Origin of the sequence: Brachyspira suanatina, assembly GCF_001049755.1 — a bacterium.
Lineage (GTDB): Bacteria > Spirochaetota > Brachyspiria > Brachyspirales > Brachyspiraceae > Brachyspira > Brachyspira suanatina.
Window position 1 is genome coordinate 1,854,498 of the sequence record NZ_CVLB01000001.1, and the last position, 15,245, is coordinate 1,869,742.

The following is a 15,245-nucleotide window of genomic DNA, read 5'->3' on the forward strand; positions in this document are numbered from 1 at the left end:
ATAATTAATTATCCTTTAAATGCTAGACCTAATGTTATACCAAAATCTAATGAGTTGATATAATAAGATTTTAATGGTGTTTCTAATGTAAAATTAGGATCTTTAACAGGCTCCATTAACTTATACAAACTATCCGGCATTGTTATATATCCAGGTGAATATACATTAAATCTTGTATAAGCACCTAATATTACCTCAACTCTGTCATTTACAGGCTGATTATATTCTATCATAAATTTCATACTAAACATTACAGGATTCATATTTTTGATCATAAAATCTGTTACTATTATTTCACCTATTTCTGGGAAACCAGCCATCTCTTGGTCAAAATATGCTAAATATTCAGGAGATAAATCTGCAATTAATTTTCCTCCTATATGTAAACCTAATGCTAATCTACTATTTAAGAAATAAGCTTTAGTTCCAACACCAAAACTTATTACAGGAGCATAACTAACATTTATATAAGCAGCTGCTGTAACATCTCCTACTTTATTACCAGCAATCTGTCCTGCAAATCCATTTCCAATACCTATAGAAACAAATAAACTCATACCGCTGAATTTATCTGGAGCCATACCATTAAACCATCTTTCAGAACCAAATAAATAACCAAGTTCCGCTTCACCATCCATAGTATATCCTACAGACCCCTTCATATATGCAGCACCTATTTTAGCTAAATCTTCTTTACTGATAGAAGGTAGTGTTGCTGTACCATTAAAATTTGCCTTTAATGCCCAAATAAAACCTTCGTCAAAACCATGCACCAGTGAAAAACTAACTAGTAGTAAAATGTTAATAAATATCTTTTTCATAATAAAATAATTTTCTCCATATATTAAAAATCGACATAATAATAAAAATGTTTATATGTGAATTGTACTATCTTTTAATTTTTAGTAAATACTGTTTTTATATGGTTTTACAAAAAATTTACCATTATCTTTATTTAATAACCAAAAACACTACATATCAAACATATATTTTAGACACTTAATAATTTTTGTATTAATTTTTATAGACATTTTTTGCATAATGTTGATTTTTACATAGTTAATTTATACTATTTTATTATGTTTAATTTTTAATACTATCCTTATAATATTTAATTGTTTTATAAGGAGTATTTAATTGAAAATTTATTATGTTACTATACCAGTTAACATAATCAAATCTATTAACTTCAGACATTATAGAATGTTTTTCATCAGAATGTATATCATATTTTGGAAACATCATTGCTATAGTTTGAATAATATAATATGAGAATATATTCTTTAATGTTTCATTATCAATTGATGAATTTAAAAATTGATAAGTACTTATTATGGAAATTGATTTGCAAGGTCTTATATTATTATTTTCACATACTATTCTATCTACAAATCCTCCATCAGAAATAGATTTAGCACTCATTCCCCTATAATTTGAAGTTAATGGCATATTCACTATCACTATAGAACTATCTCTAAATTCATTAGCAACTATCCTCCAATACAAAGATGTAAATATAAATAATCTTTTAGCATCAATAAGTTCATTCCTTCCTTTTACAGGACTATTCCAAACATTCAGTATACTCTGTTCATAAGAAGGTGCTATATTTTCTGCTATTACTTTTAGAGGAGTTCCATATTCATATCCGAATAATTTTTTTATATTTGCACTGGTTTCATTTGAAAGTGAATATAATATATCTTTCTCTAATTGATTGTAATCTATATTCTTTATATCTATAAAATCTCTTTTAAAAATATCTGAATTTTCTATTATTATTTTTCTATTGTCTGAATAAAATTTATTATCATCAATACCATTTTTCAAATTGTATTTTATTTTATAACCTAATATATCATAAGTAAGTTTTGATAAATCATCATCGAAAATATCAAGAAAATCACCAGGAGTAAAACCGACAATACTATCATCTTTTATATAAGTTATATTAACATCATATACTTTATCTTTATTAAGAGGTTCATTACTTTTTTGACATGATAAAAAGAATATCAAAAACAAAAATACTATATTACTCAGGTATTTCACCGCTTACACCTATAGCTTCAACTTTTTCAGTATCTATATAATATTTTATCTCTCTTGCTCTTACTACACTATCTTTTTGTTTTAAATAAGGACTTTCACCCCAAAGCCTCAAATATTTATCTTCATCAAAATAAGTAGCCCAAGCACTTTGAGAATTCATATCTTTACCCTCTACATGTACATTTCCATTAGCACGGAGTTTTTCTTCATCATTAAACATCTGCATAGTAACTGATGTTATTTTGATACTTCTATCCTCTACATAGGCTTTAGGACTTCCGCTTACCGTAGCAACTTTTGTATCAGGATCTAAATGAAGCAAATCTCCTTCTAATGATAAACTTTCATCATAATCAATCATAACAACATCATTATGAAATATAACATCTTTAAACTTTTCGTCTTTTTTATATTCTATCCATTCACCAAAAGCTATAATCCCTCTGTCAGGTATTCTAACGGAAGGATCCTGATACATATAGATATGTTCATTATCTATTTCATACTCTATATATCCGCCCTTAAGTATCATATTCTCTTCATAAAAATAAGCTGTTACATTTCCATAAGCATATAAAGTACGTGTATTATTGTCTTTTCCTCCATATTCATTCAAAAACAATCTGTCTGCTACTACAATATTATAATTACTTACATTACTATTTTTTTTATTTGTTTCAGAAGAATTAATATAATTATTAGTTTGAAGTACATATATCTTACCTCTTCCCATAACATTAGCAGTAGCTGTTCTAGCATTATACTCTAATATTTCACCTTCAAGTCTGTCAGCACCTTGATAAAGTCTAGGATTGCCTGTAAGAAGCGCTGTTTCAGCATCCATATCATAAATCAAATTATCAGCATATCCGTCCGTTTTTCTTTTACTTTCTCTATCAACATGTGTTAAATGTACGTTACTAATAGCTTTAGCTATTGGAGTATTAAAATCTCTCTCCATAAATGAACTTCTTATAGTCATATTATTTGTAGGAGATTTTAACACAGGTTTATTCTTCACATAAGCATATCTAGTTTTACCATTATAGCTTGCATATCCGCCTGTTATTGTAGAACCATTTGTTTTACTTAAAAGTCTAACTCCTCCGCTAAATGTAGCTAATTCTGTTTCCTGATAGAATGTCATAACATGACTTGTAATTACTGCAGATGAGTCCTCCATTTTAGAATTACCTGTATATTGAAAAACTTTTGTTTTATTATTATAAGTGAATTTATCGGCACTTCTTCTTGATTGGGCGATTAATGACAATGCCAATATAAATAATATAACTGTAACAAAAACTTTATTGACCTTCAGCAACTGGAACTCCTATAGCATCACCTTCATCAACTTCATTATATATAGTAATATGCTCTAAACCCATATCACCTTCCATACTGCTTCCTGTAAGCCAACTTCCATCTTCCTGCTCTACTCTAATAGGAACTGGGCTTCTAAATTGCTGTTTTTCATTATCCCATTGCAAATACTCTGTATAAAGTATTGTATTATTTGATGCTTTTACTATTACGTTTGTATATATTTGAGTAAATAATGTTTCCTGATTTATAGTTATAAATTCACCAGACAAACTAGCAGCTATAGTATTATTAGAATCATATGTATATGTTCTGCTTTCATAAAGTTCAACCAATTTCTGTTTATTATAGAATTTAGCATTGGTGGCAAAAGAATCTAACTGTTTAAAATTAGTATCATAATTTTCTCTTCTAAAACCATAAAATTCCATATCAGGTGGAGGAACAAAATTATCTTCTTGTTGGAATTCTTTACCAAGATTATTAAAATTAGTGCAGGAAACACATAGTATTAAAGACAAGATGCTAAAATTTACTAACAATTTCATTATAAATACCCTTAGATTTGAGTATCATATCTATTACCACTCTAACTGCACCGTATCCGCCTCTTTTATGAATTATAACATTAGCAACTTTTAAAGCTTCATTATGAGCATCTTTAGGAGAAAAAGATATTCCTACATATCTCATAACACTCAAATCTATTAAATCATCACCTATATAAGCTATCTCTTCTTTTTTTAAACCATATTTTTCCATTAAAGTTAAAATAACAGGCATTTTATTTTCCTGACCAAGTATCAAATCTTCAAACCCATGCCTTCTAAATTTATCAAATCTTGTTTTTATGGCATTAGAATTGCTTCCGGAAATAACTGCAATTTTTATACCAGCTTTTAATGCTAAAACTACCCCCATACCATCTTGAGTATTAAAAAATTTACTTTCAACACCATTATCATCAAATATTAATCTGCCGTCAGTCATAACTCCGTCTATATCTGATACTAAAAGCTTAACTTTCTTTAATTTATTTTTATTTAATAGATATGAAATATAATCTCTGATATTCATTTTAAGAAACTTTTATTAAAGTATTAGGACAAAACATTTTGGGGCTTACAGGACTCGAACCTGCCCACCCGGTTTAGGAAACCAGTGCTCTATCCTGATGAGCTAAAGCCCCTTATAATAAAGAAGCTATCAAGTTTTATAAAATCGGAGAGTGTGGGACTCGAACCCACATGGGTGTTAGCCCGGCGGTTTTCAAGACCGCTGCTCTACCAATTGAACGAACTCTCCAAACAAATATAAAAGGTATTATAACATATATAAAATTTATTTCAAGTTTTTTTTAAATTTTTATAAATTAAAAATTCATTCGTCTTTAAAAAATGCTCTTCTGAAGTAAAGTCCATGTGCAGGTGCTGTAACAAATGCTTTTGACCTATCTTCACTCTTTAGTATATCTTCTATAAAATTAGTAGGCATTTTCTTTTTTTGACCTTCTACTAAAGTACCTACTATAATTCTAACCATATTATGTAAAAAAGCATTGCCCCTTATTATAAAATATATTGTATCTCCTTTTCTTATAGCTTTAAGTCTCTCTAAATATCTAAATTTAGAATCATTTTCATCTTCTGTAGAACAAAAAGAAGTAAAATTATGCTCACCTATCAAATATTTAGCATATTCATTAATCAACTTCTCATCTATAACATTTTTTCTATAGAACCATGCATATCTTTCATAGAAAGGAAAAGATGTACTACTGTTATGAACTATATATAAATATTCTCTAAATGTAGCTGAAGCCCTTGCATTAAAGTTATCAGGCATTTCTTCAGCTTTTATTATTCTTAAATCTCTATCCAAATACGAATTCAAAGCTATATGAACCTTATTAATAGGAACAAGCATTTTAGGGACTCTAAAATTTGCAACCTGTCCTAAAGCATGAACCCCAGCATCCGTTCTTCCGCATCCGTATATAGTTATCTTTTCTCCATATACCTTTTGAACAGCCTTATATATCTCACCCTGAACAGTTCTCAAATTAGGCTGTATCTGCCAACCATAAAAATCTGTACCGTCATATTGTATTGTTATCTTTATATTATTCATATCTACTAAAAAATAAAAGCCTATATAAATATTTATACAGGCTTTTGTATAGTTATAAAATTATATTATTATAAATCTGCAGGTATTGTAATATTTAATTTTTTAGCTGCATTAGTATTAATTTCTAATACAGGATTTTCCATATATTCTATAGGCATATCTGCAGGTTTAGCTTCACCTTTTAATATTTTTACTGCCTGATTAGCAGTTAATTTTCCTAGCTCATAATAATCTATACCATAAGTAGCAAGTCCGCCGGCATTAAGCATAGCAGCCTCTCCGCATATTACAGGTATATTAGCAGGTCCTGTAACACCTATAACATTAGCCATACCAGCTGATACCATATTATCTGTAGGTACATATATAACATCTACTTTACCTATTAAACTCTGAACAACTTGCTGTAAATCATTAGGAGTTGTTACTGTAGCATCTACATATGATAATCCTAATTCATTTGCTTTTGCTTTAGCAATATCTATTTGGAATTTGGAATTCTGTTCGCTGGAACTATATAAAAAACCTATATTTTTAGCTGAAGGAACTAATTTTTTTAGCAAATCCATTTGTTCTTTTACAGGAGTTAAATCTGAAGTACCTGTCACATTTCCTCCTGGCATTTTATTATCTGCAACCAATTTTGAATCTGCAGGATCTGTAACAGCTGTTACAAGTATAGGTATATCTTTAGTTAAATTAGCTACAGCCTGTGCTGCTGGTGTTGCTATTGCTAATATTAAATCTACTTTGTCATTAATAAATTTTTGAGATATTGTAACACAGTTTGCCTGCTCGCCTTGAGCATTTTGATAATCTATGACAATATTTTTACCATCTTCATATCCTGCTTCTTTCAAACCATCTACAAAACCTTTATTAGCTTGATCCAATGCATAATGCTCAACAAGCTGAAGTATTCCTATTTTTTTAAAGTCGCTATTTAAAGATGAAACACTAGCATTATCTTTTTTTGATGAACATGATGTAATAAACAAGATTGCAATTGACAAAGTAATAAATAACTTTTTCATAATAAAATCTCCTTTATAAAAAAATGACACAATTACTACTAATAGTATATAATACGAAAACAATAAAGTCAAATAAAATTTACAAATATACATTCATCATAATTGAATTTTATTGAAAATAATGTATTTTATGATATCATCATTGATAATATTTTAATTTGATATGGGGAATAAAAATTGATTAGACATTCCAGACCTACTATAAGAAAAAAAGATTTAGAATCTGCTTTGAAAGTAATGATTAGCGATAATCTTGCTACAGGTAATGTTATACAAGAATTCGAAAGAAGTTTTGCTAATTATTTCGGAAAAGGTTTTACAGCAATATTTGTTAATAGCGGAACTGCTGCATTAGAACTTATATTAAGACATTTAAAAGTTGGTGAAGGAGATGAAGTTATAATGTCATCTTTTCTTAATGCCTCACCTCTTCAAGTAGTTACAAGTTTAAAAGCTACTCCTGTTTTAATAGATATAGATGAAGACAGTTTCCAAATATCTATGGATAATGTTATAGAGGCTATCAATGAAAAAACTAAAGCAATTATAGTTTCTCATATGTTTGGAAATTGTGCATTAATTGATGAGCTTGCTGATATTAAAGTACCTGTTATAGAGGATGCATCTCATAGCTTGGGAGGAAAGTACAGAGATACTTTGCTTGGAAGTTTCGGAGATTTTGCATACTTCTCTCTTTCTGCAACTAGAATGATAACTTCAGGCGGTGCTGGAGGAATGATACTTACAAAGAAAAAAGGAATGGATGCTATAAGAGATATTATTCATTATGATAAAAAAGAAAATTTTGTAAGAAGATTCAATTATTGTGCCACAGATCTTCAGGCTTCAATAGGAATAGAAGAGCTTAAGCATCTTGAAAGAATGGTAGAAGTGAGAGGCGATATAGCTTCATTTTATGATAATGCAATACTTGAAAGTAATTTGATGAAATTATCTACTCATGATAGTGAAAGCCCTTCATATTACAGATATGTATGTATGCTTAACGGCAGCATGAATATATATGATGCTATAAAAATGTTTGAAAGACATAATGTAGAAGCGGCTAGACCTATATTCAAGCCTTTGCATCAGTATCTTAATTTACCTAATGAGAATTATCCTAATACTGAGAATGCATATTTAAAAAGCATATCATTGCCTATATACCCTACTTTGCAAAAAAATGAGGCTGAACTCATTTGCAAACTTATAAAGCAAATAAGATAATAATATACTTTTTAGCGATTATACGGGAAAATCCTATGGAAATATTTGAATATGATTTTATGCGTAAAGCTTTCCTAGTAGGTATTATGCTTGCTGTGATAATACCTTGCATAGGTGTAGTTGTTGTATTAAAAAGGCTTTCTATGATAGGAGATGCTATTTCTCATACTTCGCTTGCAGGTGTTACATTCGGACTAGTTTTTAATATAAATCCAATAGTAGCTTCAATAATATTCTGCATACTGTCTGCATTATCAATAGAGTTCATAAGAAAAAAAATAGCTAAATATGGTGAGATGTCTATATCGATAATAATGTCTTTATCTATAGGGATTGCTGGGCTTCTTTCAGGGTTCGTAGCTAACAATTCAAACTTTAACAGTTTCTTATTTGGAAGTATTGTTGCTATAAGCGATTTTGAATTGAAATTAGTAATATTAATAAGTTCTATATCAATACTAATATTCATTTTCTTATACAAAGAAATTTTTTATATAACTTTTAATGAGAGATTGGCAAAACTTTCAGGAGTGCCTGTCAATAGAATTAATTTTATTTTCACAATATTAACTGCTGTTACTGTATCAATATCAGCAAGGGCTGTAGGAGCTTTAATAGTTTCATCGATGATGGTAGTTCCTGTTGCCTGTTCTATGCAAATTGCTAACAGTTATAAAAAAACTATTATTTTTGCTGTGATATTCAATCTATTTTTTACAATATTAGGGATATTTATTTCATATTATCAAGGTCTTAAGCCTGGGGCTACTATAGTTTTAATAAGCATAATTACTTTTATAATTATAATATTATTAAAGTCTTTATTATCATCAAGGCATAATGTATCATAAAATTCTATTACATCTGCCACCATCTAGATTTATAATCTAATTTGATACTATAATATTAAATTTTTTTTTTTGCTTTTTCTGTAACTATAACACCCACCCTAATTTTTTTTAAATAGAAAAATATTTAACGCACGCAGAACAAAATTAAAAATATAGATTGATTAAAAATAGAATTTAAATTATATCAAAAAACTCGTACATCGTGCGTTTAATAAAATTCTAAATTTAATCAAAGCTTGGGCGGGTGCTGAAAATTCTAATTAGGTAAAAAATATAATGAAGATTAAAGTACAAAATGAAACATCAAAGAATAAAGGGCAGGGAATTAAAATAAAGTTAAATAAAAAAGGCTTAAATATTAGTCATATTCAAGCCCTTTTCATTATTTCTAATTTATGTTATTTATTATTGTGCTGCTCCGAAAGAAGGTAAATACCAAGTAATACCAGTAGTAGATGCAAAGCTAACAGGAACTCCTGTGTTTTCATTATTAGAATTATTAACATCCATCTCAAAATACCATTCTAAATCTTCAACAGGAGTAATATAAAGCTCTGCATAAGCTGACCAAGCTAAAGAATGCTCAAGCTTAGAACCTTTCATACCATAATCAGTAATAGAATAACCTATACCAGGCTCTAAATAAAGAGAAACTATATCGCTGTTTGCCTCTAAAGCTAAAGTAGGAAGTATAGCTACAGTATAAGTTTCTCTATCAAGCACATCACCTGTAGTTGTAGGTATAACTACGCTGTCTGATAATACTTCATAACTTCCAACAGATTTTCCTTTAGCACCTAAAGAAGTATCATAAGTCACTTTGATGAAAGGATTAAGCGTAACATTTCCAACTGAAGCACCAAAATATAATCTGAAATCAAAACCAAAAGATGAAGCTGTATATGTTTCTGATGCAGTTTTAGTTTGATTCATACCATATTTTACTATTAATCTTATTTGATTGATCAAATCCATTCCTGTATAGTATCTGATTTGAGGATCTAAGCTAATACCCATGTAATTATCGTAAGTATTATCTAATTTATCTTTTACAGCTACTTGAATAGGAACTACTATCCTTAGATTATTAGCTAAAGCATTAACAGCTAAAACAGGAGTATGTACATCTAATTTATATCCTTCAGAATAAGTATAATTATAACCAAGTCCTATACCTATTATATCAGAAGTATAACCTATACCAGCTGAAACTGTTGCATCTAATTTAGTATTTGCTGAAGAAGTTAAAATAGATCCCCAATATCCTGTATTAGCTCTGAAACCAACAGTACCTTTAATACTATCATTTCCTAATACAAAACCTAACTGATCCATTCTTGCTCTGAATTGATTTCCGTCTGTAAGAAAATCAATCCAATCATTGTTGTTGCCGTACATAGCAAATACTAAAGAATTTGTAATTGATAATAAAGCAATCATAGTTAATAAAATCTTTTTCATATTTCATTCTCCTAAAAAATTTCGAGAATTATAAGTTTTATTTACAAAAAAATCAAATTTATTTTACAAGAATATTTTAATTAGACTAACATGAACAAACACTATCGCTATTAGGATGTTTATGTTTATGAGAAAGCTCATCATATATTTGCTTCTTCTCTAGTTCAACTAAAGAACCTTCTTCAAAGCAAAATACTCTGTTAGATATATTAGACATCTTCTCAACATCATGTGTAACCATTATTATAGTTACTTTTTTTTCTTTATTTAAATCCTGTAAGATTTTGTATATTAAGTCAATAGTTTCTCTGTCCACACCATTTGTAGGCTCATCTAGTACAAGTAAATCTGGTTCTGATATTAATGTCCTAGCTAAAAATACCCTTTGAATCTGTCCGCCTGAAAGCTTTGATATCATTCTATTTTTATATTTTTCCATACCTAAAAGCTCTAATGCATTAATAACTTTAATACTATGAGTCTTATTTGGAAATTTAAACAAACCTATATCAGCAAAATTATTGGACATAACTATCTCATAAACTGTAGCAGGAAAATTAACAATTTTAGAATATGCATTCTGTTCCAAATACCCTATTCTTTTCCAGTCTTTAAATTTATTTATGTCCTCTTCATATAATTTGATGCTTCCTCTGAATTGGTTAATCTCTCCTAAAATAAGTTTTAATATAGTACTCTTCCCTGCACCATTAGAACCTATTATAGATACAAAATCCCCTTTATTAACATCAAAACTTATACATTTAAGTATATCATCAGAAGTATATCCAAAATGTACATTTTTAAATTCTATAATCTTATTCATAATATTATTTTAATTAAGTCCATTAGTCAAAGAAATAAAATTCTCTTCCATTACAGAAAAATAATCCTCTCCAGCATTAATATATTCTTCGCTTAAAGATTCTATAGGATTTAATGTAAGTATTTTTACTCCTGTTTCTTTCGCTATAGAATCTACTAGCTTAGAACTTGAAAAATCTTCATAAAATATAGCTTTTACATTATTATTTTTTATAAAAGCTATAGTATCAGACATAGCCTTAGGATCAGCCTCATCTCTTGCGATAGCAACTTGATTTAAAGAATATTCTTTACAAAAATGTCCGAAAGCTGGATGAGTTACTACCAAATTAGTATTTTGTACATTTAATAAAACATCTCTAAAATGATTATCCAATTCATCTAATCTGTCAGCATAAAAATTATAATTAGAATTGTAATAATCAGCATTAGCGGCATCTATTTCTGCCAATGCATTTTTTATATTCTCCATTTGTTTTTTAGCTTTTATAGGAGAAAGCCAAAAATGAGGATCTAATCCTTCATTATCAATATTAGAAGAACTTTCTATATATTTTAATTCCTTTATGCTGTCTTTAACTGTATCAACCCAATGCTCCATTCCTCCGCCATTATAAATAAATAAATTAGCCTTTGTTAAATTAGCCATATCTTTTGAAGTTATTTCAAAATCATGCGGTTCTGATCCTGCAGAAGTCATATTATATACATCCGCTTTATCTCCGCATATTTTTTTAGCAAAATCATACATAGGATAAATACTAGCATAAACTTTTAATTTATCTGAAGAATCTTGTTTTTGATTATTTTTTGAAGCATTACTGCATCCTACCAACAATGATAATATAAAAATGATTGTTAAAATTTTTTTCATTAATCTTTATATCCTTATAATTATTATATAATATTTTCAATTATATATGAGAATCATCAAATTTCAATATGTTTTATCATACTAACATTATAAAATAATATATAAAGTTACATTATCAAAAATAAAAAGTTTTTACCGACAATATAAATAATATTATAAATTAAATTTAGGATAATTATGAAATATATTGTACATATTTTAATAGCAGCATTATTTATATTTTCATGCTCAACAGCAAAAGTTACTCATATAGAAGAACCAAAAAATGATTCTCTTTTTGGTAGAAAATTTAAATTGGTAAGTATATATCCTGATATGGATATTACAATAGAATTCACACCAGATACAATATATGGTTTTTCTGCTGTTAATAATTATTCATCTTCATATACTATAGATGGAGATATATTTAACATATTATCTATATCAATGACTAAAAAATCTGGTACAAGTGACAAAATTGCTGCTGAAATAGAATATCTTAATATGCTGCAAAATGCTACTTCCTATAAAATTAATGGAAAGCAATTAATAATATATACATTATTATCCAGTGAAAATTTAGTTTTTGAAGAATTTTAAGCAATATTGTATAATATATATAGGATATTTTAATGGCTAGAAAGTTTATTTTAATACTAAGTTTAACTATAATAATATTTATAAGCTCCTGTGCTACAACATCGCAATCAATAAATATATCTACAAGTACTTTAAATGGAAAAACTTTTCAGCTTACAAATATGTTTGCAGGACGAGGAATTACAATATCATTTTATAATGATGAATTTTACGGATACAGCGGATTCAATACATATCTTGGAAACTATGAAATGCGCAGAGGTAATATGATAATATTCACCGATATGGTAGTTACTAAAATGGGCGGTACTTCAGAAGCGGTAGAAGAAGAAAAAAAATATATAGAACTGCTAAGCAAAGCATCTTCAATAGAACTTACTAGCAATACTCTCACAATCACTACTTTAGATAATGATACACTTATATTTAAAAGAATAAAATAATAATGAAAAATAAAAAATTTATATATTTGATATTGGGCATTATTATATTCATAAGTTTATGGTATTTTGCTGCTTTAAAAATAAATTCTGAGATAATATTTCCAAATATACCAAATATATTAAAAAAATTTATAGAAATAATATCTGAAAAATCATTCTATAAAGATTTATTATCAAGTTTATTTAGAGTATTAATAACATTTGCTTTATCTTTATTATTATCATTTATAATAGGAATATCAGCAGGAATATTTATGCCTATTAGATATACATTAATACCTATTATAAATTTCATAAGAACAATACCTACTATACCATTAATATTAGTTGCTATAATATGGTTCGATAATAATACAGTGCCTATATTCGTTTCTATGCTTGTTATTTTCCCAATAATGTATGATTCTATAACTAATGGAATAATAAGCGTAGATAAAAAATTAATAGAAATGTCAATATCATACAATGTATCTTTAAGAACTCAAATAATAAATCTTTATATACCATATATAAAACCATATATATTTACCGGAATATCGCAGTCTATGGGAATTACTTGGAAAAGTATATTAGCTGCAGAAATACTTGCTTTACCTACTTTGGGAATAGGAACTAAACTTTATGAATCTCATTTATATTTAGATAGCGTAAGTTTATTTGCTTATTGTCTTATTGCAATAATATTTAATGGCATATTTGAAATCATTATAAGGATAAATAATGACAAATAAAAAAAATGACTATACATTAAGATTAGAAAATATAAATCTTTCTTATAATGATTTAATAATATTTAAAAATTTCAATATAGATTTCCATTTAAATAAAATCAATATAATATTAGGTGCTTCAGGATCAGGAAAAACTTCCCTATTGAATATAATATCATCAAAAATAAATAAAGATGATAAAGCATTCGTATATCAAGAATCAAGACTATTGGATTTTTTAACTTCATACAAAAATATAGAATATGTATTAAAAGATAAAATAAAAAATAAAAATGATATTGACCAAATAATAAAGAATGCATTAGAAATGACGGGACTGATAAATAATATATACTCAAAACCTCATGAACTTAGCGGAGGAATGAAGCAAAGATTATCTTTAGCAAGAGCTTTGGCTTATGATTCAAATTTTATATTTATGGATGAACCATTACAAGGACAGGATATAAAAAGAAAAAAAGAACTTATTGACATAATAAAAAATATACAATCAAAAACAAATAAAACATTTTTCTATGTTACTCATGATGTATCAGAAGCAGTTATGCTTGGAGATTATGTATATATATTATCAAATAAAAATAACTTTACTCAATTAATATTTGAAACATATATTGAAAATAATGATACAGAAAATCAATTACAATATCATCAATCTCAGCAAGCAAAACTGACGGATATACTTATAAATAATTAATTATGCTGCTGATGTAGTTTTAAGCAAATAAATAACATAAGCTACATAAACTATTAAGAATATACAACCCTTTATTTTACCTAAACTTTTTCCTTTTGCTGTAAAAGCTAAAAGTAATAAACCAGCAAATACCATAATAGAAAAGTCTATTAGATAATTTTGAGTTTTACTTAATATAATTCCTCCGAATTTAAATGAAGCCATAGATGATATTCCAAGAACTCCGCCTACATTAAATATATTACTTCCAACTATATTTCCTATAGATATATCAGCTTCTTTTTTGATAGCAGCTATTACACTTGTAACAAGCTCAGGTATGCTAGTTCCAACTGCAACAACTATAAAACCTATTATATGCTCGCTTAGGAAATTTCTAAATATTCCTGTAACACCTTTAATAAAAATATCAGAACCGAATGCTAAAGCCAATATAGCAACTATTATTTTAAATATTGCTCTTCCTATAGAATGTGTTTTAGTAGATGATGATACTTCCTTTTCAAAAGCAGCTAATTCATCTTTATCTTTTGATATTACACTATATAAATAATAAATATATATGCATAATAAAATAAGAAGTATTACTCCTTCAATTATAGATATCTTATCTCCTGTTAAACTTTTAGTCTCTATATTAAAAAGCATAATTCCTAATGCGGCATACATTATAAACATAGATATCATAGAAACATAATATGACTTTTTACCAGCAGACATACTCATAAATAAAGCCGATACCCCAAGTACAAAAACCACATTAAATATATTACTTCCTATAACATTACCTACAGCAATAGCGCTCTCTCCTCTCAAAGCCCCGAATAAACTTACAAAAAGCTCAGGCATAGATGTACCCATAGCAACAACAGTAAGTCCTATAACTATAGGCGGAATTTTAAGCTTATTGGCTATCATAACACTTCCATCTACAATATATGTTCCGCCCAAATATAATAGCAATACGCCAGCTACCGTAAAAACTATATTCAACACAATATTTTCCATCGAA

General features: G+C 27.7%; 17 protein-coding genes and 2 tRNA genes. 6 read left to right on the forward strand and 13 right to left on the reverse strand.

Annotation, left to right across the window (positions count from 1 at the left end; translation table 11 throughout):
* Window positions 1-8: 8 nt before the first annotated feature.
* The 9 genes from BRSU_RS07960 to BRSU_RS08000 form a co-directional block, all read right to left on the reverse strand.
* Window positions 9-821, reverse strand: a complete 813-nt coding sequence (locus tag BRSU_RS07960; protein WP_048594826.1) for a hypothetical protein — start codon at window positions 819-821, stop codon at window positions 9-11.
* A 262-nt stretch (window positions 822-1,083) separates the two neighbouring features.
* Complete coding sequence (locus BRSU_RS07965) at window positions 1,084-2,052, reverse strand: hypothetical protein (RefSeq protein ID WP_048594827.1); 969 nt, start codon at window positions 2,050-2,052, stop codon at window positions 1,084-1,086.
* A complete protein-coding gene (locus tag BRSU_RS07970; protein ID WP_048594828.1) occupies window positions 2,036-3,376 on the reverse strand; it encodes an LptA/OstA family protein in 1,341 nt (446 codons plus the stop codon). Before BRSU_RS07970 ends, BRSU_RS07965 begins: the two co-directional genes overlap by 17 nt.
* Window positions 3,360-3,923 carry an LPS export ABC transporter periplasmic protein LptC gene (lptC, locus tag BRSU_RS07975; RefSeq protein WP_048594829.1) on the reverse strand — a complete coding sequence of 188 codons (564 nt, stop codon included), beginning with the start codon at window positions 3,921-3,923 and terminating at the stop codon, window positions 3,360-3,362. The genes BRSU_RS07970 and lptC overlap by 17 nt, the downstream gene beginning before the upstream one ends.
* On the reverse strand, window positions 3,901-4,452 hold the full coding sequence (locus tag BRSU_RS07980; protein ID WP_048594830.1) for a KdsC family phosphatase: 552 nt from the start codon (window positions 4,450-4,452) through the stop codon (window positions 3,901-3,903). The genes lptC and BRSU_RS07980 overlap by 23 nt, the downstream gene beginning before the upstream one ends.
* Window positions 4,453-4,491: 39 nt before the next feature.
* Window positions 4,492-4,564, reverse strand: a tRNA-Arg gene (locus tag BRSU_RS07985).
* A 33-nt stretch (window positions 4,565-4,597) separates the two neighbouring features.
* Window positions 4,598-4,680, reverse strand: a tRNA-Ser gene (locus BRSU_RS07990).
* A 75-nt stretch (window positions 4,681-4,755) separates the two neighbouring features.
* Complete coding sequence (gene truA / locus BRSU_RS07995; protein ID WP_048594831.1) at window positions 4,756-5,505, reverse strand: tRNA pseudouridine(38-40) synthase TruA; 750 nt, start codon at window positions 5,503-5,505, stop codon at window positions 4,756-4,758.
* 68 nt (window positions 5,506-5,573) lie between these two features.
* The gene (locus BRSU_RS08000) at window positions 5,574-6,539 is read right to left on the reverse strand and encodes an ABC transporter substrate-binding protein (RefSeq protein WP_048594832.1); all 966 of its coding nucleotides are present in this window, start codon (window positions 6,537-6,539) and stop codon (window positions 5,574-5,576) included.
* A gap of 177 nt (window positions 6,540-6,716) precedes the next feature.
* On the opposite strand from BRSU_RS08000, the gene BRSU_RS08005 reads away from it, so the two are divergent.
* Complete coding sequence (locus BRSU_RS08005; protein ID WP_048594833.1) at window positions 6,717-7,769, forward strand: DegT/DnrJ/EryC1/StrS family aminotransferase; 1,053 nt, start codon at window positions 6,717-6,719, stop codon at window positions 7,767-7,769.
* Window positions 7,770-7,804: 35 nt separating this feature from the next.
* Entirely contained in the window at window positions 7,805-8,620 is an 816-nt protein-coding gene (locus tag BRSU_RS08010; protein ID WP_048594834.1) for a metal ABC transporter permease, read from the forward strand.
* Window positions 8,621-9,025: 405 nt separating this feature from the next.
* Here the strand turns inward: BRSU_RS08010 and BRSU_RS08015 are convergent, their stop codons facing one another.
* The 3 genes from BRSU_RS08015 to BRSU_RS08025 form a co-directional block, all read right to left on the reverse strand.
* Window positions 9,026-10,081, reverse strand: a complete 1,056-nt coding sequence (locus BRSU_RS08015) for a variable surface family protein (protein WP_048594835.1) — start codon at window positions 10,079-10,081, stop codon at window positions 9,026-9,028.
* Window positions 10,082-10,166: 85 nt separating this feature from the next.
* Window positions 10,167-10,907, reverse strand: coding sequence for a metal ABC transporter ATP-binding protein (locus BRSU_RS08020; RefSeq protein ID WP_048594836.1), 741 nt, complete (start codon window positions 10,905-10,907; stop codon window positions 10,167-10,169).
* Window positions 10,908-10,916: 9 nt separating this feature from the next.
* Window positions 10,917-11,780 (reverse strand): metal ABC transporter substrate-binding protein, encoded by an 864-nt coding sequence (locus BRSU_RS08025; protein ID WP_048594837.1) that lies wholly within the window; start codon window positions 11,778-11,780, stop codon window positions 10,917-10,919.
* A 177-nt stretch (window positions 11,781-11,957) separates the two neighbouring features.
* Here BRSU_RS08025 and BRSU_RS08030 point away from each other — a divergent pair, with 177 nt between their 5' ends.
* From BRSU_RS08030 to BRSU_RS08045, 4 genes are read left to right on the forward strand one after another with little or no spacing between them, the layout of a single operon-like run.
* Entirely contained in the window at window positions 11,958-12,362 is a 405-nt protein-coding gene (locus BRSU_RS08030) for an META domain-containing protein (protein WP_048594838.1), read from the forward strand.
* Between the two features lie 32 nt (window positions 12,363-12,394).
* A complete protein-coding gene (locus BRSU_RS08035; protein WP_048594839.1) occupies window positions 12,395-12,805 on the forward strand; it encodes an META domain-containing protein in 411 nt (136 codons plus the stop codon).
* Between the two features lie 2 nt (window positions 12,806-12,807).
* Window positions 12,808-13,536, forward strand: coding sequence for an ABC transporter permease (locus BRSU_RS08040; protein WP_048594840.1), 729 nt, complete (start codon window positions 12,808-12,810; stop codon window positions 13,534-13,536).
* Complete coding sequence (locus tag BRSU_RS08045; RefSeq protein WP_048594841.1) at window positions 13,526-14,233, forward strand: ATP-binding cassette domain-containing protein; 708 nt, start codon at window positions 13,526-13,528, stop codon at window positions 14,231-14,233. The genes BRSU_RS08040 and BRSU_RS08045 overlap by 11 nt, the downstream gene beginning before the upstream one ends.
* Here BRSU_RS08045 and BRSU_RS08050 read toward each other — a convergent pair whose 3' ends face one another.
* Window positions 14,234-15,241, reverse strand: coding sequence for a calcium/sodium antiporter (locus tag BRSU_RS08050; protein WP_048594842.1), 1,008 nt, complete (start codon window positions 15,239-15,241; stop codon window positions 14,234-14,236).
* Between the last annotated feature and the right edge of the window lie 4 nt (window positions 15,242-15,245).

Coding starts and splice junctions, on each gene's coding strand:
- BRSU_RS07960 (WP_048594826.1), bottom strand. CDS start 821: ATGAAAAAGATATTTATTAACATTTTACTACTAGTTAGTTTTTCACTG.
- lptC (WP_048594829.1), bottom strand. CDS start 3,923: ATGAAATTGTTAGTAAATTTTAGCATCTTGTCTTTAATACTATGTGTT.
- BRSU_RS07980 (WP_048594830.1), bottom strand. CDS start 4,452: ATGAATATCAGAGATTATATTTCATATCTATTAAATAAAAATAAATTA.
- truA (WP_048594831.1), bottom strand. CDS start 5,505: ATGAATAATATAAAGATAACAATACAATATGACGGTACAGATTTTTAT.
- BRSU_RS08000 (WP_048594832.1), bottom strand. CDS start 6,539: ATGAAAAAGTTATTTATTACTTTGTCAATTGCAATCTTGTTTATTACA.
- BRSU_RS08010 (WP_048594834.1), top strand. CDS start 7,805: ATGGAAATATTTGAATATGATTTTATGCGTAAAGCTTTCCTAGTAGGT.
- BRSU_RS08015 (WP_048594835.1), bottom strand. CDS start 10,081: ATGAAAAAGATTTTATTAACTATGATTGCTTTATTATCAATTACAAAT.
- BRSU_RS08020 (WP_048594836.1), bottom strand. CDS start 10,907: ATGAATAAGATTATAGAATTTAAAAATGTACATTTTGGATATACTTCT.
- BRSU_RS08025 (WP_048594837.1), bottom strand. CDS start 11,780: ATGAAAAAAATTTTAACAATCATTTTTATATTATCATTGTTGGTAGGA.
- BRSU_RS08030 (WP_048594838.1), top strand. CDS start 11,958: ATGAAATATATTGTACATATTTTAATAGCAGCATTATTTATATTTTCA.
- BRSU_RS08035 (WP_048594839.1), top strand. CDS start 12,395: ATGGCTAGAAAGTTTATTTTAATACTAAGTTTAACTATAATAATATTT.
- BRSU_RS08040 (WP_048594840.1), top strand. CDS start 12,808: ATGAAAAATAAAAAATTTATATATTTGATATTGGGCATTATTATATTC.
- BRSU_RS08045 (WP_048594841.1), top strand. CDS start 13,526: ATGACAAATAAAAAAAATGACTATACATTAAGATTAGAAAATATAAAT.
- BRSU_RS08050 (WP_048594842.1), bottom strand. CDS start 15,241: ATGGAAAATATTGTGTTGAATATAGTTTTTACGGTAGCTGGCGTATTG.